This window comes from Niastella yeongjuensis, assembly GCF_900110245.1.
Lineage (GTDB): Bacteria > Bacteroidota > Bacteroidia > Chitinophagales > Chitinophagaceae > Niastella > Niastella yeongjuensis.
In genome coordinates, this window is the sequence record NZ_FOCZ01000009.1 from 243,916 (window position 1) to 266,312 (window position 22,397).

Annotated in this window: 17 protein-coding genes; 12 read left to right on the forward strand and 5 right to left on the reverse strand. The window is 44.2% G+C overall.

Translation table 11 applies throughout. The annotated features are described in order from the left end of the window. The first annotated feature begins 17 nt into the window (after positions 1–17). The 12 genes from BMX95_RS23550 (at position 18) to BMX95_RS23605 (ending at position 16,805) form a co-directional block, all read left to right on the forward strand. Complete coding sequence (locus tag BMX95_RS23550; protein ID WP_081197938.1) at positions 18–1,619, forward strand: lipopolysaccharide biosynthesis protein; 1,602 nt, start codon at positions 18–20, stop codon at positions 1,617–1,619. 17 nt (positions 1,620–1,636) lie between these two features. Then, entirely contained in the window at positions 1,637–2,770 is a 1,134-nt protein-coding gene (locus tag BMX95_RS23555; protein WP_081197939.1) for a glycosyltransferase family 4 protein, read from the forward strand. Positions 2,771–2,783: 13 nt separating this feature from the next. Continuing rightward, a complete protein-coding gene (locus BMX95_RS23560) occupies positions 2,784–4,046 on the forward strand; it encodes a hypothetical protein (RefSeq protein ID WP_081197940.1) in 1,263 nt (420 codons plus the stop codon). A gap of 31 nt (positions 4,047–4,077) precedes the next feature. After that, a complete protein-coding gene (locus BMX95_RS23565; RefSeq protein ID WP_081197941.1) occupies positions 4,078–5,232 on the forward strand; it encodes a glycosyltransferase in 1,155 nt (384 codons plus the stop codon). A 27-nt stretch (positions 5,233–5,259) separates the two neighbouring features. Then, complete coding sequence (locus BMX95_RS23570; RefSeq protein WP_081197942.1) at positions 5,260–6,426, forward strand: glycosyltransferase family 4 protein; 1,167 nt, start codon at positions 5,260–5,262, stop codon at positions 6,424–6,426. Positions 6,427–6,437: 11 nt separating this feature from the next. Continuing rightward, positions 6,438–7,487 carry a glycosyltransferase family 4 protein gene (locus tag BMX95_RS23575; RefSeq protein ID WP_081197943.1) on the forward strand — a complete coding sequence of 350 codons (1,050 nt, stop codon included), beginning with the start codon at positions 6,438–6,440 and terminating at the stop codon, positions 7,485–7,487. Positions 7,488–7,512: 25 nt separating this feature from the next. Continuing rightward, positions 7,513–8,499, forward strand: coding sequence for a polysaccharide deacetylase family protein (locus tag BMX95_RS23580; RefSeq protein ID WP_081197944.1), 987 nt, complete (start codon positions 7,513–7,515; stop codon positions 8,497–8,499). A 10-nt stretch (positions 8,500–8,509) separates the two neighbouring features. Further along, positions 8,510–9,529: a DUF354 domain-containing protein gene (locus BMX95_RS23585; protein WP_081197945.1), complete on the forward strand. Its 1,020-nt coding sequence runs from the start codon at positions 8,510–8,512 to the stop codon at positions 9,527–9,529. 4 nt (positions 9,530–9,533) lie between these two features. Further along, on the forward strand, positions 9,534–10,841 hold the full coding sequence (locus BMX95_RS23590) for a nucleotide sugar dehydrogenase (protein ID WP_081197946.1): 1,308 nt from the start codon (positions 9,534–9,536) through the stop codon (positions 10,839–10,841). 36 nt (positions 10,842–10,877) lie between these two features. After that, on the forward strand, positions 10,878–12,254 hold the full coding sequence (locus tag BMX95_RS23595; RefSeq protein WP_081197947.1) for an exopolysaccharide biosynthesis polyprenyl glycosylphosphotransferase: 1,377 nt from the start codon (positions 10,878–10,880) through the stop codon (positions 12,252–12,254). 34 nt (positions 12,255–12,288) lie between these two features. Beyond that, positions 12,289–13,329: an NAD-dependent epimerase/dehydratase family protein gene (locus tag BMX95_RS23600; RefSeq protein ID WP_081197948.1), complete on the forward strand. Its 1,041-nt coding sequence runs from the start codon at positions 12,289–12,291 to the stop codon at positions 13,327–13,329. 80 nt (positions 13,330–13,409) lie between these two features. Beyond that, the gene (locus tag BMX95_RS23605; protein WP_081197949.1) at positions 13,410–16,805 is read left to right on the forward strand and encodes a GNAT family N-acetyltransferase; all 3,396 of its coding nucleotides are present in this window, start codon (positions 13,410–13,412) and stop codon (positions 16,803–16,805) included. Here BMX95_RS23605 and BMX95_RS23610 read toward each other — a convergent pair whose 3' ends face one another. From BMX95_RS23610 to BMX95_RS23630, 5 genes are all read right to left on the reverse strand, one after another. Next, entirely contained in the window at positions 16,806–17,633 is an 828-nt protein-coding gene (locus BMX95_RS23610) for a polysaccharide lyase family 20 protein (RefSeq protein WP_133053859.1), read from the reverse strand. A 145-nt stretch (positions 17,634–17,778) separates the two neighbouring features. Continuing rightward, the gene (locus tag BMX95_RS23615) at positions 17,779–19,056 is read right to left on the reverse strand and encodes a polysaccharide lyase family 20 protein (RefSeq protein ID WP_081197951.1); all 1,278 of its coding nucleotides are present in this window, start codon (positions 19,054–19,056) and stop codon (positions 17,779–17,781) included. 567 nt (positions 19,057–19,623) lie between these two features. Beyond that, positions 19,624–19,875, reverse strand: coding sequence for a hypothetical protein (locus BMX95_RS23620; protein ID WP_133053860.1), 252 nt, complete (start codon positions 19,873–19,875; stop codon positions 19,624–19,626). Positions 19,876–20,280: 405 nt separating this feature from the next. Further along, positions 20,281–21,684: a HAMP domain-containing sensor histidine kinase gene (locus BMX95_RS23625; protein ID WP_081197953.1), complete on the reverse strand. Its 1,404-nt coding sequence runs from the start codon at positions 21,682–21,684 to the stop codon at positions 20,281–20,283. Then, on the reverse strand, positions 21,684–22,376 hold the full coding sequence (locus BMX95_RS23630) for a response regulator transcription factor (RefSeq protein WP_081197954.1): 693 nt from the start codon (positions 22,374–22,376) through the stop codon (positions 21,684–21,686). The genes BMX95_RS23625 and BMX95_RS23630 overlap by 1 nt, the downstream gene beginning before the upstream one ends. Positions 22,377–22,397: the final 21 nt, after the last annotated feature.

Here is a 22,397-nt window from a genome sequence, read left to right on the forward strand (position 1 = left end):
CATTAAACACTTATACCATGATCACTGAACCTTTGGTAAATGAACCAGCGGAAGGTATCGTTGCCGGTAAGAAAAGTGAAGGCAAAAAAGAAAACCTGAAGCAACGTGCCTATTTGAATACGCTTTCCAGCATGCTGGATTACATAGCCAACCGGCTTACCGGTTTTTTTGTAAATCCATTTATTGTCGCCGGGCTGGGAACTTCCTTATTCGGCATCTGGCAAATGCTTGGCCAGTTAACCGGGTACATTAATATTACCGATACCCGGGCTTCACAGGTTCTTAAATGGACGGTTGCTCAAAAGAAGGATGTAGCCACTGTTGATGAATTGCGCAGTGAGGCCGGCGCCGCCTTTACCGTATTGCTGTTGGTAATGCCGGTGCTTCTGATCGGCGGCAGCATTATTTCCTGGTATGCCCCGATCATTACACACGCCGACAAAGCCCATTACACCCTGATCAGGGTTACCTGCTCGATACTGGCTTTCTCCATTATTGTTTTCAAAGCATTTGAATTGTTTGAAGCGATCCTGCGGGGCATGAACCTCTCCTTTAAACGGATGGGCTTACGCGCAGGCATCGTGATCATAGGCGGCGGATTAAAAGTACTGGCCATTACAATGGGGTATGGGTTGGCAGCGCTGGCTGCTATTCAATTGTTCGACAACCTGCTCATAGGCATTTCCTTTTACATAGTAGTAAAAAGAAGTGTTCCCTGGTTCGGAATAAAAAGACCTACCCGCGCGAATATTTTACGGTTTGGAAAATTAAGCGCCTGGTACCTGGCCGATGCCGGTGCCAATGTAGTGAACAACAACAGCGATAAACTTTTACTGGGCATTATTACCAGTCCTGTAACCGTTACCTACTACACCCTTACCAAGTTTATTCCCATGGCATTACAGGGCATTATAAACAGGCTGATACTGGGTATTATGCCGGGTGTGGGCAAGCTGCTGGGACTGAAAGAATATGAAAAAATAAACAGCGTTCGTAAAAAGATAAACAGCGTTACATTGCTGCTGACAACTGCTTTTGGTGCCACCGTTATTATGTTCAATCATACCTTTTTAAAAGTATGGGTTGGCAAGGAACATTTTGCAGGCCAGCTGGCGAATGTGATGATCATGATCACCATCATGCAGGACACCTTTGTAAAAAATGACGCCTGTATCATCAACGCCACCCTCGATATTAAGAAGAAAGTTTTTCTTACCCTGATCTCGGGCGCCCTGTTTGCAGGTTTTGGTATTCTGCTGGCAAGCAAACTGGGCATTGTTGGTCTTTGCATGGCCCTGATCATAAGCCGCCTGTTCTTGTTTATAGGACAACGAAAAATACTGGCCGGCATTATGCAATCGGCAGCAAAAGCCGAGTTCATCACCAACTACCGGCCATTTGTAACCTCTTTTGTTTTACTGGGCATGGCAGTGTGGCTGGCTACCTTTACCGGCGTTGTTACACTCTATCAACTGATGTTGCTGGCACCCACGGTTTTTTTGACCACGTTAGGTACTTTTTACTTTTTGGGATTGAGCAAAACCGAACGACAGGAATTGCGGCATACGATAACCTCTATAAAGTTTCTCAAGTCTGAGAAGTCCTTCAGCAAAAACTAGCACCCAAAACAACGCTCATGAAAATTCTTTTTGTGGCGCCCCGGTTCCATACCAACCAGGTTGAGATCATAAAAATATTGCTGAAAAAAAAGCACGAGGTATTTTTCCATGTAGCCACTATTGGTAAAACCGAAGACCACAGCCTGGTAAAACCGGTTTGTTATAAACAAAGTAAACTAAGCCGGTTCATTGAAAAGAAATTCGACAAAGGCCAGGCAAACAAGCGCTTTTATTTTCCGGGTTCTGGCTCTTACTGGCGGGCCATGCGGCAACTACAACCGCAGATCGTTGTGATCCGTGATCCCTACAAACTGTTTTCCCTGCTGGCAGCTTTTTTTGCCCTGCTTACAAAAGCAAAGATCATCTTCTATACGCAGGAAGACCTGCTTCGCCCCAGATCATGGAAACTGCGACTAAAACAACAATTAACTATAAAGTTTTTCAGGGCAGCCTGGATAACACCGATCAAAAGCACCAACTCACCAGGCAATAAAGGTTGGCCGAGATACATGTATCACGTTCCCTTGCCGGTTAGTATCACTCCAGACGACGCCTGCAGAAAAGACATATCAACGGAAGGACCCAGGATCTTAATGATTGGCAAATACCACCAGGAAAGGAAGAAACATATGCTTTTTCTGCAGGCACTGGGGAATCTTAAAAAAAAGTACCGGTTCAAGGCAACCATGGCCGGTGAATGCGCCAACGAGGAACAACAAACCAGGTTTATGACAATTAAAGCTGCCGCACAAGACCTCGAATTGAATGACCAGGTTGACCTGAAACAAAACGTTCCTTTTACCCAAATGGCGGACCTATATGCTTCACATGACATTTTTGTACTACCCGCCATCAATGAACCTTATTCTATTTCGGTAAGTGAAGCCATGGGCTACGGTTTACCCGTGATCTGTACCGATACCTGCGGCACCAGGTTCAATATTTACAACGGGGTTAACGGGTTTGTGATCAAATCAAACAGCGTTGAAGAACTGACCACCTCCCTGGAAGCGCTGTTATCCAATTATAACAACCTGTACCAAATGCGGTTACAGACCCTGCAATATGCCGGGGAAAATTTGTCGGGCGATGCATTCTATTCAACATTCGCCCAGGTTATCCGCGAACGTTTTTCAATTACCATGAACTGATAAAAAGATCAATATGGACTCGTTTTTTCTGGTTGCAAAAGTGGTGTTCATCTTTGGGCTTACGGTATACCTGCTCTTCAAAAAGAGTGAGTTCTGTATCATGTATTTGCCGGTGATCTTCTTTACCGAAAAAATTGTCAGCGACGTTTCACCTGCCTTTCTTTATTACGGAGTTGTATCGATGATCATTCTGGTATCAATGATCAGGCACAATTCGTTCTACCGGCAAAACATCTGGGCAATTCTTTTGATCTTATACTTTCTGTTGTTATTGAACAGGTCGAATGACCTGGTACTTATACGGCCATATGTTTTCTCCGTTGTCTGGTTTTTTGCCTCGGTGCCTGTTGTAGCTGCGCTTTATAAAAATTACCCGTCGGAAGTTATATATAAAGAATTGTCGCAGGCAGCGCTGTTGATCCTTATACTTTTTATCATGAATTCAATGGCAGCCACCGTGTATAAGTTTGCACCTGCCCAAATGTATGGCATCAAGTCGGGGATCTTATATGGCAACCTGTATGCCGCTGCCTTCAACACACTGCCGTTTGCCATTTTTTTAGGGTTCAACAGGGGTATTAATGAAAGAAAACTGCTTTACCTCGGGGTAAGTATCGTTGCCTTTTTCCTGGTGCTGCTCTCCCTGCGCCGCACCGTAATGGGTTTAAGTGCGCTGGCCATTCTTATAAACCTGATGACCATGCTAACCAGGGAAAAAGCAAAAGTGTTAATAGTGGGTTTAGTTGTTTTAGGAGCCATTGGTTATTTCGTTTACAGTCAAACCGATTTCATGGGCGAATTTAAACAACGGGTAGAACTTCGCAAACTCGATGACCGTGACCTGGCTGAAGAAAAACGGTTCCTCGAATACGATCTTTTATATACCGATATGTTTGTTTATCATGCCTACAGTCCCTGGACCGGCTACGACCTGTTCAACAGCTCCGGCAACTATGGAAATGGCATCTTAGGCGACAGAAGCCTGCATGGCGATTTAACCAACATCATTCACTCCAGTGGCCTGATAGGCGTAACCCTTTACCTGCTTATGATGGGTACGGCCTTTTTTCAATCTTTCCGCGCCTCGAGCACTTACCAGGAGAAACTGATCATTCTATTTTGCTGTGCCACATTTTTGGCCTATACCGGCAGCGGCCGGTATACCGAAGGCGCCGCATCCGTATTGCAGGTATTAGTGCTTTTGCTTCCCACGGCAAAACACGCTGCCGTACCTGATGAGCAACCTTACCTATTCAAACAACCAGAGATCGTGTAAACTCAAATCCTCATTCTCAAATTCAAAAGCAATGGCAAGGTTCTTATTTATCGATGAGAAGATCATTAACCTAATGCAGGTGAACGAAAAACCGACAGGCGGTTCATCCGTTCAAACCTATGGCTGGATCCTGGGCCTTATAGCAGAAGGGCAGGAAGTACAGGTTATGACCAGGATCGATAGCAAAACGGTATTGAAAGAAGAATGCAAGAACATTAAGATCGTTCCGATGTATGATTTCAACAAAGGCATCCGCTGGTTCCGCTGGATCTATTACCGGCTGCCGCATATGTATAAAAAAATTAAACGCGCCAAGCCAGATTATCTTTATTCGGGGATTGCAGGCTGGACCACCCTGTTGCTGACAATGACCTGCCGGATACTGCATGTTAAATACATTCAGCGCATCTCCAGCGACGCACACCTCGACAAACGGTACCGCGATACATACTCTGCCATTCAGCATTTTATATTGTATTGGGGCCTCAGGATGTCGCACCATATTTTATGCCAGAACAATTACCAGCTGTTAAAGATCAAAAAGAAGTTTCCGAACAAATCGGCCATAAAGATTTTAAATCCCCATTACTTAGACCATCAGGAGCTACCCGCCAATGAACACGCTTCAGGTTATATCGCGTGGCTTGGCTTGTACAGGTATCCCAAAAACCTTAAGCTGTTATTTCAGGTTGCCAGCCTTTTAAAAAAAGAACAGTTTTGGATTGCAGGAAAGGCCGGTTCAAACAGTGATGAAGAAACCACCACCTATCTGGAAAAACTAAAGAAGTTACCGAATGTACATTTTCCAGGTTTTTTAGAAAGAACACAGGTGCTTCCTTTTTTGGCTAAAGCAAAATTTTTATTGAATACGTCCCGGTTCGAAGGGTTCAGCAATACCTTTCTGGAATCGTGGGCGGTTGGCACACCTGTTATGTCGACCGTTAACGTTAACCCCGATTCAATCATTTCCAATCACCAGCTTGGCATAGTGTATACCGATGTATTTGATTTGAGCAGACAACATGCTACCCTGACGAAGGAACAGTACCAGCTGATGTCTGAGAATGCCCGGCAATATGTAACCCACTATCATGGTTACAGAATAGTAACCCAGCAATTACTTACTTATCTATCGAAGACGGATAAGCCCATCACCAGTAGTAGTTACCTTAATGCTCCTGCCTAGTATACTTTACAAAGAAAATTTCATTACATGAAACCAAACCATCAAAAGACCCGTATACTTTTCTTTATAGGCAGTATAAAAGGGGGCGGCAAAGAAAGGCGACTTATAGAGTTGCTTACTTATCTGAAACAAAAAGAAGAATATGAATTAATGGTGGTAGTGACAGATCCCATGATTGAATATCCTTCCTTTTACAAACTAAACATCAATTACCAGGTTATTCGAAAATGGTGGAAAAAGAACGACCTGAGCGTTTTTTATAAGTTCTATAAAAAATGCAGACAATTTAAACCACACATCATTCATACCTGGGGGCGAATGCAATCCCTATTCGCCATCCCGGCTGCCGTAGGACAGGGAATACCGCTGGTAAACAGTCAGATAACCGGTGCCCCATCCAACGTTACCAGGTGGTCGTTAAACGGCATCATCGATCAGATCAATTTTTTCTTTTCAAAGATCGTTCTCTCCAACTCACAGGCAGGGTTGAATGCCTTCAATCCACCGGTCCGGAAAACCCGGGTAATTTATAACGGTATCAACCTCTCCCGTTTTGAAAACCTGTGTGCCCTGGAATCGATAAAACTAAAATATGGCATCAGTACTCCCTATGCCGTAGTAATGGTGGCCTCGTTCTCGGATAAAAAGGATTATCCATTATTCTTCAGCATAGCTGAACAAATTACCCGAACGCGAGACGATATCAGTTTTGTGGCAGTGGGCGATGGTACCAACCTGGCGGATGTGGAGCGATACGAGGGGCAGTTAACCAGCAATACCAGGATAATCTTCACCGGAAGGATCAGTGATGTAGAAGCATTGGTGAACTGCTGTACCGTTGGCGTGCTTTTTTCGAATAAGATAAGCGGAGAAGGGATCTCCAACTCCATCATTGAATACATGAGCCTGGCCAAACCTGTAATCGCAAATGATGCCGGTGGTACAAAAGAGATCGTACACGACCAGCTGAATGGATACCTGATTGCCGATCATACGGAAAAAGAGATTGCCGCATTGATCACCGGTTTGATAGATGACCCTGAAAGATGCGCCGCATTTGGGAAAGCAGGAAGAAGGATCATTGAAACATCATTTTCCCTGAACAGAATGGGAAAAGCATTTATGCAAACCTACCAGGATGTTCTATCGGGAGAGGATTTAAAAGAAGGGAAACCCAGTATTTTATTACCATGATATTTTGATTTATGAAAGTGCTATTTGTTTGCAGCGGCAATAATAAAGATTTCGACATTATTCCCTTTATTAAGGACCAGGGCGAGTCATTGAAAGGCGAAGGCGTACAGGTTGATTATTTCCCGGTTGTTGGAAAGGGTTTGTGGGGTTATGTAAAAGCCGGTTTCCGACTTCGCAAATTGCTGGATAAGAAACGCTACAACCTCATACATGCACACTTCACCTATTGTGGCTGGACTGCACTGATAGGGGCCGGAAGAAAATTACCCGTTGTATTGTCGCTCATGGGCACCGATGCCAATGGCGAGTACAAAGGGAAAAACAAAGTGGTGTTGAAAAGCAGGATCTCGTCTTTTCTTACCTGGCTAATACAGCCTTTCGTAAGCGCGGTTATTTCCAAATCGTCGAATATTTCCGAATCGGTGTACAAAAAAGAGAAGTCGTACATCATTCCCAACGGGGTAGACCTTCAGAAATTCAAACCGCTGCCTGCCGATGAGAACAACGGCCATTTAGCTGCCAACGGGAAAAAGAAAGTGTTGTTCCTGGGCAGCAGAACCAAAACCGGAAAGAATTTCCCATTAGCGCAGGCAGCGGTTCAACAACCAGGTATGGAGCATATAGAATTGATCTCGCCCTACCCGGTTTCGCATGAAGATATACCCTGGTATATGAATGAGGCAGATCTATTGGTATTCCCTTCTTTTATGGAAGGTTCACCGAATGTTATTAAAGAAGCCATGGCTTGTAATTGCCCCATTGTTTCTACCGATGTGGGTGATGTTAAATGGGTGTTTGGTAATACTCCCGGCTGTTACATCGCCTCCTTTGACCCCAAAGATTTCGCCAATAAGATCAACCAGGCATTGAATGTTTCACTAAACAATGGCAGAACCAACGGCAGACAACGCATTATTGATCTTGGACTGGATATGGATACAGTTGCCCGGCGGATCGTTGACGTATACAAAAGAGCCCTTTCAGGCACCTATGAGTTTTCCAGTATTCCTAACAGCCATGTTAAACCGGCGAAACCGGAGAAAATGGCAATAAAAAATTGATTTATGACCCCTAATTACGATTGTTATGAACAAAAATCTCAGAAACATGCTTGGGTATTTGGCGGCCAATACACTGATCCTGACAGGCCGGGTAAAACAAGCTACCAGAAAAGCGCTAGACACTGAATGCATCCTCTCCCTGTATTATCACAAACCAGGAAAAGATGAATTTGAGTTCAGCATCAAATGGCTAAAGAGCCAGGGGTTCAATTTCATTAGCCCCCACGATCTGGAAAGAGTAATGAACAGGGAAATACCTTTTCCTAAAGGAGCCGTACTACTCACTGTTGACGATGGCTGGCAAACCAATGTGACCAATGTAGTGGAAGTGGCCAACAGAAACCAGGTGCCCGTTACCATTTTTGTTTCAACCACCCCCGCAGAAGAGGGTACCTACTGGTGGTCGTATGTAACCCAGGCAAAGCGCCAGGGATTGACCAGCTTTTCAAAACACGCGTTGAAAAAAATGCCGGAAGAAGAACGGCTTAAAATACTAAAGGATATTAAACAGATGATTTACCCCGGCCGCGATGCCATGACGGTAGATCAGGTTAAAATGGTGGCCAACTCGCCTTATGTGACCATCGGCTCCCACACCCAAACACACCCGATCCTGATCAACTGTCCGGAAATGCAGGTGTACGAAGAGCTGAAGGGATCACGGCAAAAGCTGGAATCATGGATAGGCAAAGAGGTGGTTTATTTTGCTTATCCCAATGGCGACTACAGCCGGCGCGAAATAAAGATCCTGAAAACGTTGAATTACCGGCTGGCATTTTCTGCGCAACCCCAATACCTGACCCCGGCCTTACTGAATGAAAGTTTTACCATCCCAAGGTTTGGCTTTTTAGAAGGCGCCTCCAGTGCAGAAAACATCTGCCGCATGACAGGGGTTTGGCAGCCTATGATGCGCAAACTGACGTACCGGGGTGATGCACAACCGAAAAAAGACAAAAGGTGGTTCAAGGACCTGTTCCTTGGCGAAGACCGCATACAGAAATTAGACTTATAGTACAAGGGGTATGAAAATCCTTTTCGACATAAAACATCCCGCCCAGCTGAATTTATTTAAAGGGCTCACCAATGAGCTGCGGGAAGAAAACTGGGACGTAACCATCTGTTATCTGGAAAGAGGGAAATTGCCCAACATCATAAAAAGGGAATATCCCAATTTTCAACTCGTGCCGGTAGGCAGCAGCCACGGTACCCGCTGGTCGATACTTTGGAATGGCAATATAAAACGTACACTGGCTTTCCTCGATCTGATCAAAAAGGAGAATTTCAATATCTGTGTGGCAGCAAGCAGTATACCACTGGCCCTGGCCTGTAAAATTGCCGGTATCCCCATCATTCAGTTTTACGACGATCCCGAGCGTAAACAGGTGAACCAGATCAATGCCCGCCTGTCGACCCAGTTGTTCTTTCCTCCCATTGTAAAAAAGAACCATAAAGTATCGGTTTTTAACTGTCTGAAAGAATGGAGTTATTTAAGCCCGAAACGGTTCCAGCCAAACGAAGCTATACCAGCGAAACACGGGCTCATTCCCTATGATTACATTTTCGTAAGGGAAGTAAGCAATAAGTCATTTAACTATTATAACCAGCAGGATGGGATCATCGGAAGTTTTGCCGGCCGGATACAATCCAACACAAAAGTTATTCTATCACTCGAAGATAAAAGCCTGGCCGGCAGGTACCCGAAACACTGGACCATTTTGCAGGAGCCGGTTGACGATATTCACTCCCTGATCTATTATTCCAGGATGGTGCTATCATCGGGCGATAGCATGGCAAGGGAAGGCGGCATGCTGGGCGTACCAAGCGTATACTGTGGCATCAGGCATATGAAGGCGAATGATCTGTTGGTACAACTAGGCATGCTGGAACATTTACCAACTGACAGCGCACTGCCTTTTATAAACAAGACACTACAGATAAAATTCAATGTGGAAAACCAAACCCGGGTTCGAAACAAATTGCTCGATCAATGGGATGACATGACAGCATTCATGAAAGAGCAGATCACTCGCTATAAAATGTAAGTTTATGATAATCTCAATTTTTGGACTAGGATATGTAGGATGCGTTAGTCTTGGGTGTCTCGCCAAAAACGGGCATGAAGTGATAGGTGTGGATGTAAGCAGTTTCAAGGTTGACCTCATCAACCAGGGTAAACCAACCATCATTGAAAAAGACATTAACGACATCATCCGGGATGGCTTTGAAAATGGCCGCATTTCCGCTACCGATTGCCCTGAAGAAGCAGTGAACAATTCGGAAGTAAGTATTATCTGCGTAGGCACTCCCCCCTCTGCAAACGGGCACCTGGACCTATCCTATATTTTCAAAACAGCCGAGCAAATTGGCAAAGCACTAAAAACAAAAGACAGCTTTCACACCATAGTGATCCGAAGCACTGTGGTACCGGGTACCAACTATCGCTATGGCAAGATCGTGGAAGAATTTTCCGGAAAGAAAAGAGGAGAACATTTTTCGGTGGTCTCTAACCCGGAATTCTTACGCGAAGGATCAGCAGTACACGACTATTATCATCCTTCAGTTACCGTAATAGGCGGCGACAACAGTTATGCCATGGAAAAAGTGGCTTCAATCTACAGCTGCCTCGATTGCCCCATTGAAATAACCGATGTTAAAGTAGCAGAGATCATCAAGTATGTGAACAATTCATTCCATGCGCTGAAGATCGCATTCACCAATGAAATAGGAACCATTTGCAAGGCGCTGACCATCGATCCGTTTAAAGTGATGGACCTGTTTTGCAAAGACACCAGACTGAACATTTCAACGGCTTATATGAAACCGGGTTTTGTTTATGGCGGTTCGTGCCTGCCCAAAGACCTGAAGGGACTGGTGACCATGGGCCACGATAATTACCTGGACACACCCGTGCTGGCTATGATCAATTCCAGCAATGAACAGCACAAGAAAAAAGCCTTCGAACTGGTAAGCAGCAAGGGCAAGAAAAACGTTTGCCTGGTAGGCTTAAGTTTTAAGGAAGGTACAGACGACCTGCGGTTCAGTCCATATGTTGAACTGGCAGAAACCCTTATTGGGAAAGGATACCATGTTACCATTTATGATGAATATGTACGACTGTCAAAACTGATCGGCGCCAACAAGGCTTACATCAATGAGCGATTGCCGCATTTATCTGAACACCTCACCTATAATCTTGAATCCGCTATTTCTGAAAATGACGTGGTGATCATAAGCCATAAGAATTTTGACGCAAAAACCTACCGCCACTTATTGCAGGAGAAAACAGCAATAATAGACCTGGCAAGAATTCATGAGTTGGAGACCTTATCCAATTATGAAGGTATTTGCTGGTAATCAGTCTTTCTTATTAACCATTTAAAGCTTGCGGCCATGCCTGGTCAAAAAATAAAGCAGGATATCCCATATCTGGCGATAGACCTGCTCCCACTCTTTTTTATTTTACCCCTCGCCCACTACTTTTTTAGGGATTTCAAATATTCAAAGGGCGAATGGATCACTTTATCAGTTATCGCTTTTCTGTGGTGCCTGATCGAATACATGGGAAAACACCGGTTCTCCGGTTCGTACCAGAAATTTCAGGACCGTATCTCCAGCCATTTCAAGGCGTATCTCACCCTGCTCATAATTGAATGTGCCATACTTTGGCTGCTACCGGCGCCTGCCGTTTTCTATAAACACCTCATCTCCGTTACGCTCGGTGTTTACGGCCTTGACCTCGTGATCAACTTCCTGATCATCGAGATCATAAGTGTTAATGCCGCCAACCAGAAATATGTTATTGTAGCCGGCACGGGTAATAAAGCAAAGATCATTGAAGACCAGGTGAGCGCCAGCCATAACAGCAGTTATCACCTGAAAGGGTTTATCAGCTGCGATCAATTGGAAGAATGTGTGATTGAAAGTAAAAAAGTGCTGACCAACCTGGACAATATCAATCAATTTCTACAGGTCAACGACATCGATGAAATTGTAATTGCCCTGCCGGATGATCAGAAAAAGAATATTCTACAGATATTGTCTATTGCCGATTATTACGGCATCCGCGTGAGATATGTGCTGGACTATCATGAATTATTTGGCAACCATTATAAGATCACGCGAATGGGGCAGGTTGATACAGTGAATATAAGAGAGTTACCCATTGATGGAAAAATGGCCGGATTCTTTAAAAACTGTTTTGATAAAGTATTTGCAGCCATAGCGCTTATTTGCCTGTTGCCTATATTTCTGGTTGTTGCGCTCCTTATAAAATTAGAATCAGCCGGTCCTGTTTTCTATTGCCCCATCCGCATAGGAAAAGGCGGCAAGCCCTTTAAAGTGTACAAGTTTAGAAGCATGCGGGAAAATGATGACTGCTCCGGCGGCACCCGCTCCACTGAATGCAACGATCCCCGCATCACCCGCCTGGGCAGGATACTAAGAAAATACAGCATCGACGAACTGCCTCAATTTATTAATGTACTGCGGGGAAGCATGAGCGTGGTAGGCCCCCGGCCACACAGAAGATTTTTGAATCGCCAGTTACAGGAAAATGTTTATCACTACATGCTGCGGCAATACGTGAAGCCTGGTTTAACCGGCTGGGCACAGGTGAACGGCTGGCGGGGACCCACTGATACAGAAGAACAAAAACGGCAACGCACCCTGCACGATCTCTGGTATATCGAGAACTGGTCGTTCCGCCTGGATATAAAAATTATCGTTCTTACCATCTTCAGCCCCAAAGCACACAAAGCTGCTTTTTGATAATCCATATTTACAACCTTTAAACATGTAGTTTATGAAACTGACAGCCGCACAATACGAAAAAATTGCGGGCTCTACCTATCTGGTTACAGGAGGAGCTGGCTTTATTGGGTCGCATATTACCGAGTTCTTATTGAATGCCGGCGCCCGTAAAGTGCGTGTACTTGACAACATGTCAACGGGACATTTTCGAAATATGGCGCCCTTTGCCAACCACTCCCATTTCGAATTTGCTGAAGGGGATATCTGTAACGTGGATACCTGCCGTGTTGCCTGCCAGGGAATGGATTATGTTATCCAGGAGGCAACGTTAGGGCCCATTACAATACCCATGAATGATGCCATTACGCCCGGAAGTGTAGATGCAAGCGGTTTTTTAAATATACTGGTAGCGGCCTATGAAGCAAAAGTAAAACGTTTTGTATATGCCTCAAGTTTCTGCACATACGGGAGTGAAGAGACGCCTAAAACAGAAAAGAAAACAGGAGAAACTTATATCGATGAGCAATATGCAGCGCTTTTCACCCGGCTCTATGGAATGGAAACCATCGGACTGCGGTATTTCAATGTATTTGGCCAGCGACAGGATCCGCAAAGCGAGTATGCAGCCGATATTCCCAAATTTGTGATGCAGTTTATGCGGCATGAAACGCCGGCTATCAATGGGACCTGCGAAAATGCGCACGATTTTACTTATGTAGAAAATGTAGTGCAAGCCAATATCCTGGCCCTGCTCACCAGCAACCCCCAGGCAGTTAATCAGGTATATAATATAGGGGTTGATGAAAGAACGTCATTAGATCAGCTCGCCCTCTGCCTCAGGGAATACCTGAGCGCCTTTGATATAAGCATTAACAATGTTCAAATAGCGCAGAAATATAAGTTGAACGATTCTTTGCATCCGGCATCCTTTATGGACAAAGCCAGGAAATTGCTGGGTTATACCCCCGGTTATTCCCTGCGAAATGGCTTATTAAAATCTGTAAGCTGGTATTGGGCGTACCTGCCCCTGTGTAAAAAAGAGATCGAAGAAAAGAGCCATCGCACGCAGCTGACCAGCGCACTTTCAGCATAAACTATATTCTTCCATGCACTTAGGCCCGACGTTCTACCTGGTAGAATGTCGGGTATTTCAAGACTGAAAATAATTTGCATATGTCATTCACAGCGTCACCAACTAAATCAAAAACAGTAGTATCGCTTTTTCAGCATGATATTGAAGGCATAGAGCTGTTGTCGGGAGAAAAAGTATTTACACTGTTAGAAGATACCCGGTTCCTGGGTGAATGGAACCAACTATGGAAAGCCTGCCCCTGGGCTACGGTTTTTCAGAGCCCTTCTTTTGTAGCCACGTGGTATCGGATTTACCGAAAGGATTTCGTTCCTGTTTTAATCAGGACAGTACATGCAGGAAAGATTACCGGATTGTTAACGCTGGCTGCAGACAAGAATGGCCTGATAACCGGAGCCGGGGCAAACCAGGCAGAATACCAGGTATGGCTAACGGCAGATGCACATGATGAACAGTTTATTAAAAACGCCCTCCTTGAAGTACGCCGGGCATTCCCCCGCAGAAAGATCCAGCTCAAATACATTCCTGCTGAAGTATCATTGGGCTGGACAGAAAATGATTCAACATGGCGCCGGCGTTGTTTTGTAAAAACATCCTCCCACCCTTTGATGATCGTTAACGGTACACACCTCGCCAGTGAGCTCAAAAAGAAAAACAGGAAAGAAAAGATCAACAGGTTAAGCAGACAGGGAGATTTATTATTTGAACGCATTCACGATTACGATGAATTTGCTTCGATCTTTGATGAACTGGCCGTTCAGTCTGATTTCAGAAAAGGGGCGATGTATAATAAAATAGCTTTTAAAAACGATCCATTAAGAAAAGAATTTCTGCTGGCCTTATTTGAGCAAAATGACATTCATGCAACCGTATTAAAGATCAATGACAAAATAATTGCCTCCAATGTAAGTATGCAGGGCCCCAACCGGGTGCATCTGCAGGGCATCAATTCCTTTGATGCGGCCTACGCCCGGCATTCACCCGGCATTATTCATTTTTTGATGCTGGGTAAAATGCTGGCTGATGAGGGCGTGAAAGTATTTGACCTTACCCCCGGAGCTGATCCTTATAAGGATATGCTGGCTACCGAACACACCAAGGCTGCCACGTTAAGTATTGGCAACAACTTCAATGGTTTTTCGGGCCGGTTGAAATACGGCATTCAACAATTTCTAAAAAATAAAGCGCTTGGTTTTGGCATAAAAGCCCAAACTCTAAAAAAGGTACAGCGCGATCTTTCTATTTATAAAACAAAACTCAGGAACATAACGCCTGCCGGTTTAGGCGCCATGAGTGCCCGTTTTGTCGATAAATTAAAACGGCACAGCGAAGTATCAAAATGCTGGATCGTTCAATACAATACCCTGCCAACAACCAACCTGTTGCCCATTCAAAAAGACAATCTGCATGACCTGCTTGAATTCGACAGCCATGAAACCTGGTACAGCAAACAGGAGTATTTATCAGAAGCCATGCGCAGACAGGAAGGTGGTGAACATTGTTACAGCTGGGTTGAAGACGGAAAACTGCTGGGTTGCGCCTGGCTAACAAACGGCAAACACGCTACTGCCGAATACGACGCCGGTAAAACGGAAGGGTGGTTCATATCACTGACCGGGTTATACTACCATCAGAAAGGACGTAAAAGGCTGTCCGTTTTTCTACAATCAGTTGCCGCAGAACTGGCAGCCGATACGATCTACGAAACCTTTTACATCGTTAATAACAGCAACGACCAACGCATTTTTGAAAAGGCCGGGTTCAACTCAGTGGAAACGCCGGAACTGTATTTTGAAGACCTTCAGGCCACCGAAAAAGCTAAATCCAAAACGGAGGCAATTACCGATAACAAAGGACCTGGCGAAGGAAAAACAGATCCGGAATACACCATAGAAATAGTAACAGGTTCAGCAGTAACTGAGTTGTTACAGGACCCCGCCTTCCAAAAAAGCTGGGACCAGTTGTTTGATTCCTGTCCCTGGGCCACCGTTTATCAGGGTCACCGGTTTGTTACGGCCTGGTACAACGCATACCGGGATCATCATTTACCCATTCTTGTAAAGGCAGTTAAAAAAGATAAACTGAAAGGCATACTGCCAATGACATTATTAAATGTAACCCGGAAGGACCGACATGCGAAAGGCGGTAAACTTACAGGTGCCGGCTATTATGAAGCGGAATACCAGGTTTGGCTGACTGCACCTTCAGACGGAAATGTGTTCATACAAAAAGCATTGAACGAATTGATGAAACAATTCCCGGGACATCCTGTTTCCCTGCGTTTCATTCCGCCAGGCACCCCGTTAAACTGGGTACAGGAAGATAAGAAGTGGCGCGACAACAGTATTGTACAAAGCTATTCCCGTCCACTGATCCATTACAATACGCCGGCAGACGTGAAGGTGGGCAAGCATTTCAATAACAAGTTGAACAAGTTCAAAAAAACGGGTGACGTATGTTTTGAAAAAATAAAGGACCGGGAAACATTTATAAGCAGCCTGGATGAAATGGCCACCCTGCTCGATTTCAGACAGGGCGCCCTGTTCAATAAAAACCCTTTTAGTGAAGACCCGGCTAAAAAAGCCTTTCTGTTGGCGTTATATGACCAGCAGCTGCTTCATACAACCGTATTTAAGGTCAATAACAAAATAATTGCAGCGGTAATTGGTGTAATAAGAAACAACTGGGTTTACTTATCGGGTCTTGTTTGTCATTCCCCTTTAAATGCCCGTAGTAATTCACCCGGTTATATACATTTTGTTTTGTTAACGAAACTACTGGTGGAAGAAGGCGTTCAATACTTAGACCTGTCACCGGGATATGATGCCTATAAGGAAGAACTGGCCACGCAGCAGGATGAAGTTCAGGAACTGATCGTCAGCAATGCCAAAGGCTTCCGCGTAAAAAGACAATTCAGAAAATGGCTGCATGCCAGAATGGTTGCCCGTGGCATACGGCCAATGACCGCGGAGCTTAACTTTAAAAAATATCGTTATGATTTAAAGCACTGGCATCCGGCGCCAGCGTTAATGAGACTGTCAAAAAAACTACACAAACAAGAGACACCACAACGGTATGTAATAAATAAATCCACGCTTGAACAAGCGACCGTAACAACCTGGCAGAAAAACAACCTGGCGCATTTGCTTGAAATTAATTCAGATGACAAGGCTGGTATCTCCAGGTGGAAATTCCTGTCAGACGCCATGTACCGACTTGAAAAAGGGCAGCATTGTTTTACCTGGCTCGAAAATGACCGGTTGGTTTGTTGTATTTGGGTGAGTTACGGAGAAGATGCGATTGTAATAGAAAACTGTTACCGTCATGCCTCGGCAAAGGAATGGCTGCCGGCTTATCTGAAAAACATGATCATCGAACTGGGAAATAACAAAGAAGATAGTACTGTTCAATTGCTGGCAACAGATAAGAAAGTATGTAAGGCTATGAAGGTGGCCGGTTTTCAAATTGCTACTGCCTAGTTATTTTTTCGGCATCATGTCGGCAAAGGTTGCCCGTTCATCACCACACTTTATTTCGTCGACATATAAAACCCTTTTGGTGGTATTGGTAACCTTGCCTTTATTCCAGTTTGATTTGTAAATACCCAGCTTCCAGGCCGGGGCATGAAAATCCTTATTGTCCAAATCATACATATTGGAGCCATTGTATGTGCCCATCAATTTTCCGTCGCGCCAGACTTCAATCAGGCCGTCCGGTCCGGATGAGTGTTTAATATGGAAAATATAGAAATGCCAGTCGCCTCTTTCCACATCACCTAACGTTATTTTGTCTTTACTTTTTACGTCGGGTTTAATGCGGAGGTACAGTTTATCGTCTTTTGTTCTGAGGCTTATAGCGGGACTAACCTTACCCCCCTGGTGCCATTGGGTTATTACATCATCTGTGTTATCTGGCTCATAATCTTCTTTGGGGAAAAGAAGGGCGAATGCATACCAGCGTTCGAGGTTGCTTTGGTCATCAGGTTGGGGAAATGAGATTTCAGCCCGGGTACCGTTGTTATTTTCAGCATCACCGCACCTTAATTCAAAACGGGCGGCTTTCCTCCCCCGATATACGGGACTTTCCACTATTTCTATTCCATATTGGCTGGCTACCTGTTTCGATAAAAAGGAAGGGAAAGGATCATTATCTTCAAACCCCAGCTGGTAAAGTATATGTGTGGGTTGGGGATCATCGGTGTGGCTGGCCCTGGTGGCGTTTCCGGTATTTCCGGTGTTGTCTGCATTGTCTGCTTTGCCATGAAATACTTTTATATAGCCATAAAGCATGATTGCAGAGACTAACACGATGATTAGTATGATAGGCTTTTTTGGTTTCACCTGCACCCAATTTTATTCCTATAAATTTAGGCTCTTTTATTCAATTAAATAAAAAAGGCGCCCCGATGTATCGGAGCGCCTTTTTTAACCCATCTATATCAATTACTCAAAGTTATTTCGCGATAGTAAATTTGATAGTCTTTGCTGTACCAGCTACACCTTTTGAATCATAGGGGGTAGCTTTCAGCGTATAAGTACCTGCTGCTGGTGGATTCCAGTTACCATAATAGTAGTTACCACTTCCATCATCACCATGCAATGCAAATGGAGCAGCTGCATCTGTGTAGGATTTGCTTTGAGCGCCGCTCAATTCAAACTTAACGCTGGCAACAGTTCCGGCAGTAACCGCACGAACGTTGGCAGTTTTAAGGCTCAATTTGCTCAGGCTGATTGTTGAGCCATCTGCAATTGTTTGTACATCCTTTTCAGTAGCTGCATTCACCAGAGTGAAAGAGCTAACACTTAAACCATTAGCAGGTGATGTTGGTTGTGTTGGTTGCGTAGTAGAACCATCACCAGGGTTGGTTGGAGTGGTAGAACCGCCTTTACCAACAGGCAACATTTCATCATAAGTTGCAGTTGCTTTACCGTATTTAATTTCATCGAAATACAGTACGCGTTGGTTGGTAGAAGTAGTTTTAGTACCGTTCCAGTCAGATTTGTAGATACCCATTTTCCAGTTAGGCAGGTGGAAATCACCTGTAAGGGCATACATACTGGCTCCTTTACGTGATACAAGTTTTTGACCGTCTTTCCAGATCTCGATCAAACCATCAGAACCTGCAGAGTGAATGATATGATATACATAAGTATGCCATTTGTCTTTCTCAATAGTACCAAGGTCAGTTCTGGCATCATCTGGTGTTCTCATAACAAGATGACCATTTGTTACGCGCATAGAGATAGCCGGGGTGATACCGCCGCCACCATGCCACTGGGTGATCACTTCATCATCAGTCTCGTCTTTGTATTGAGCGCTGGGCATATACAATGCATAAGAATACCAGAAATTATTGGTGGTAGGCGTAGGGAAAGATATTTCTGCCCTTGTACCACTATGACTTTCAGGATCGGTATCTCTTATTTCAAAACGAGCTGCTTTTGTACCGCTGAAAGCTTCGGCGGTAGAAGCAGTAATACCATAAGTTGTTGCATATTGAATGCTTAAACTTAAACCGCTAGTTAAAAAACTACTGCCATCTGCATTTTCAGACCAAATGATATTTCCACCTGAGGTAGCTTGTGTTGATACCAGTTCTTCACTGGCAGCAGCATCTGGTTTCTCAACATTTTTTTGACAAGCAGCTAATGTAGCCAGTAATAGGGAAACGGTCAGCACGCGCTGATTTCCACGTAACAAATTGCCTCTTTTGTGCATCAGAGTTTTCATTTTAGGTTATTAATTACTAGATTTAAAAAACAGTTTTCAATTGCCGGTAACGTCTTGCTTACGCATAGAACTTCCCCATTCACATTGCAAGTACTTTTTTTTTACCTGCGATGCGTTACATGTCTGCCACGCCGCGCCATGCGGCATGTAACAGGTGATCCCTCTCTTATCATTTCTGAAGACAGATACAAAAGCTTTGTTCTGTCGCATCATTTCCGGTGACCCGGAAAGCCAAGGTCAACATTTCATAGAGTACAGATAAGAGAATATAGACAAGGTTATAGATAAGGAGCTTACAAAAGGGTGATGGAAAACGGATTAGAACCTAACTTAAAATAAGATCCGGACAATTGAATTAAGACCGTGCTCAAATACATCCATAGAAATTCCTCTTCAAAAATGACTTCATGATTTTTACACAACAGTGTGCCATCAGTGCTGGAGTGGCGTATCCAGACCTGTCATTTGCAGTGAGTCACTGTTAAGCAAACCTTCCCTGTTGGGTTTATTTAATTATTTACAAATCCTTCCTTATTGCTTGCTGATTTGTAAATAACTACTAAACCATCAGTCGATTTGATGTGAATCATGAAGAACATTTGATGAAACCATACCGCCTTGTCTGGCGATGGCTGTTCTTCTTCCGATTTGATTAGTTGGGATTGATACTAGCTGCGCGTAGCTGAATTTCAGTGCGCATTCTGCAGCGATAGTACGGATAATCAGTTTTCCGGTTTTTGGTACAGATGAGAAGATGTTAGTGGCATCTTTGAGGAATTTCTTGCTCGTGTTCATCATAAGGATATTAAATGTTTTCAAAAAGAGTATTTGAGCCATTCAAACACAAACATGGTGCCTGAAATTTTCGAATCAATAGTTTTTAAAAGAATTAGACATATATCAAATAGCGATCAACGAGTACGATGATGCAAAGCAACAAACTTTTTGATTGAATGAAACTCTATTGCATCAAAATGGCTGCGATGTAGTCAATTTATTATAAAATACAATAAGGGTAATCGCTTACATTTTTAGCACAAAAAAATTAATGTTCATTATACAATTGATGCTAGTCTGTATTGGGTTTGATAGCAGCTGAAAAAGGTAAAAAAAAAGAAGCTGCCCCATTGCAATTTGGGACAGCTTTTTTAATAAAAACCAAAGGCCAGTTCTATTCTATCATTCTAGTGAAATATGTCGCAAATGTCGTTTTATAATGATCGATCAGCTGTGGGGAAGTTGTTCCGGCTCTGTTTTCTTAAATGCAGCGGGAAGGGTCACTAAAAAAGTGGTACCTGTTTTTATATCCGACTCTACCTGTATTCTTCCTTTGTGCAGGTTGATGATCCTTTTAACCAGGGGAAGCCCCAGGCCAAAACCGGGTAATGTTCCTACTGTGCCACCCCGATAAAATGGCTGAAAGATCTGCTCCAGTTCTTCCGGACGCATACCTGGTCCATTGTCAATTATTTCAACATGGATCTCATTGTTCCTGGTACTTGCTCTTACAAGAGCCCGGTGGCCGGTAGTGTATTTACAGGCATTGACAACAATATTTTTGATAGCAGTGAATAACAATTCTTCATTACCGAATACAAACAACCGGTCTTCATCTTCGGGCAGGTCATCAAACCCAAGCAAGACCACATATTCTTTATTGGTTCTTGCCAGCTCAGCCGGCAATCGCAGCAACACTTCATCTATGCGTACAGGCTGTATTTCGAGACCGCTCTCGCTACCCGAAGCTTTTGAAAACTCCAGCAGGGTTTGAATGAGCTTACTTAAATGCAGGGCATCCTGATGAACGCCTGTCAATACATTCTTGTATTCAACCGCTTCCCGGTCGCGTTGCAGTAACACTGCTATCTGGCTGGTGATAGAAGCAAGGGGGGTAGAGAGTTCATGTGAGGCGTTTGAAATAAAACGGCGATGCATATCCAGTGTTTGCTGCAGGCGGTCGAGCAGCAAATTGAGGGTGCTGGAAAGGTAATGCCATTCATCTTTTGCTTCACCGGTAGGAATTCGTTGCAACAGGTTTTTAGCAGAGATGTCATTTACCTCGCTGGCTATTTCTTTTATAGGCCGTAACAGCCGGCCGGCAAAAAGGTACCCGCCCCCAAAGGAGATCAATGCAGCGCCCAATAAACTGAACCACAAAGTGATCTCCAACTGACCCAATTGTCTTCTGCCCTGTTCATCGAAGGTGGCCGAAACAATCACCAGTTCATTCTCTTTATCGTAGATGGCGATGGCTTCCTTCTTCCCCCGTTTAAAATAAAGCTTTTTTTTAAGGCGGGCTTTGCTTAACAACAACGTGTCGATTACCAGGGTATCGGTTACCCGGTCGCTATAGGCGTACACCTTCTTGTTGTTGTTATCATATACCAGCACTTCCTTATCTCTTCCTGAACCGGCGGTAGAGGTATCGATCTTCTGGATCAGCTGGCTGCTGAAAGTTTCTGTCTGTCGCAGGAAATTGGCAATATTATTTGCCCTGCCGGTGAGGCGCATTTTTACCGCTTCGAGCCGGTTACGATAGGAGATGTAAGTAACCACGCCCCCCACGGTAAGCAGAATGGATAATACCAGGAGGGTAAACAGCATGGCTATTCTAAGTCGTACAGGCATCAGCTTTCTTTTTCTTTAAGCATAAACCCCATTCCAAAATGCGTATGTATCAGCTTAGGGTTAAAGTCACGATCGATCTTGTTGCGAAGGTAGCTAATATACACATCTATGACATTGGTATTGGTATTAAAATCAATACCCCATACATGCATGGCTATTTCTGCACGGGACACCACACGATCTTTATTCCGCATCAGGAATTCCAACAGGTGAAATTCTTTTGCGGTAAGATTGATCTTGATATCACCGCGTTTGGCTTCCTTTTTATTCAGGTCTACTTCCAGGTTGAGACATTTGAGAATGGATACAGGTGCTGCAGTTTTCATGGTACGTTTTAACAGCGCGCCGATCTTCAGCAACAGTTCCTGAAAATCGAAGGGCTTTACAATATAGTCGTCGGCCCCTGCATCGTAACCTATGGTTTTGCTGGATAGTTCATGCAGGGAGGTAAGCATGATGATGCCAACGGAAATATCGGCAAGCCGTATCCGTCTGCAAAGATCAAAGCCGCTCACGTCGCCCAGGTTAACATCCAGCAATACCAGGTCAAAATGTTCCTGCCGAAAAAGCTCGAAACCATTTTCACCATAATAAGCTGAGACCGCCTCATATCCAGCGTCTTTTAACCCGGCGTGGAGCGCATCAGCCATGCTTCTTTCGTCTTCGACGATCAGAATTCTGCCTTGTTTCATAATTAAAAAATCAGGGCAAGA

Excerpts from the sequence above, each read along its gene's own strand:
- BMX95_RS23550 (WP_081197938.1), top strand. The coding sequence starts at position 18 with ATGATCACTGAACCTTTGGTAAATGAACCAGCGGAAGGTATCGTTGCC.
- BMX95_RS23555 (WP_081197939.1), top strand. The coding sequence starts at position 1,637 with ATGAAAATTCTTTTTGTGGCGCCCCGGTTCCATACCAACCAGGTTGAG.
- BMX95_RS23560 (WP_081197940.1), top strand. The coding sequence starts at position 2,784 with ATGGACTCGTTTTTTCTGGTTGCAAAAGTGGTGTTCATCTTTGGGCTT.
- BMX95_RS23565 (WP_081197941.1), top strand. The coding sequence starts at position 4,078 with ATGGCAAGGTTCTTATTTATCGATGAGAAGATCATTAACCTAATGCAG.
- BMX95_RS23570 (WP_081197942.1), top strand. The coding sequence starts at position 5,260 with ATGAAACCAAACCATCAAAAGACCCGTATACTTTTCTTTATAGGCAGT.
- BMX95_RS23575 (WP_081197943.1), top strand. The coding sequence starts at position 6,438 with ATGAAAGTGCTATTTGTTTGCAGCGGCAATAATAAAGATTTCGACATT.
- BMX95_RS23580 (WP_081197944.1), top strand. The coding sequence starts at position 7,513 with ATGAACAAAAATCTCAGAAACATGCTTGGGTATTTGGCGGCCAATACA.
- BMX95_RS23585 (WP_081197945.1), top strand. The coding sequence starts at position 8,510 with ATGAAAATCCTTTTCGACATAAAACATCCCGCCCAGCTGAATTTATTT.
- BMX95_RS23590 (WP_081197946.1), top strand. The coding sequence starts at position 9,534 with ATGATAATCTCAATTTTTGGACTAGGATATGTAGGATGCGTTAGTCTT.
- BMX95_RS23595 (WP_081197947.1), top strand. The coding sequence starts at position 10,878 with ATGCCTGGTCAAAAAATAAAGCAGGATATCCCATATCTGGCGATAGAC.
- BMX95_RS23600 (WP_081197948.1), top strand. The coding sequence starts at position 12,289 with ATGAAACTGACAGCCGCACAATACGAAAAAATTGCGGGCTCTACCTAT.
- BMX95_RS23605 (WP_081197949.1), top strand. The coding sequence starts at position 13,410 with ATGTCATTCACAGCGTCACCAACTAAATCAAAAACAGTAGTATCGCTT.
- BMX95_RS23615 (WP_081197951.1), bottom strand. The coding sequence starts at position 19,056 with ATGAAAACTCTGATGCACAAAAGAGGCAATTTGTTACGTGGAAATCAG.
- BMX95_RS23625 (WP_081197953.1), bottom strand. The coding sequence starts at position 21,684 with ATGCCTGTACGACTTAGAATAGCCATGCTGTTTACCCTCCTGGTATTA.
- BMX95_RS23630 (WP_081197954.1), bottom strand. The coding sequence starts at position 22,376 with ATGAAACAAGGCAGAATTCTGATCGTCGAAGACGAAAGAAGCATGGCT.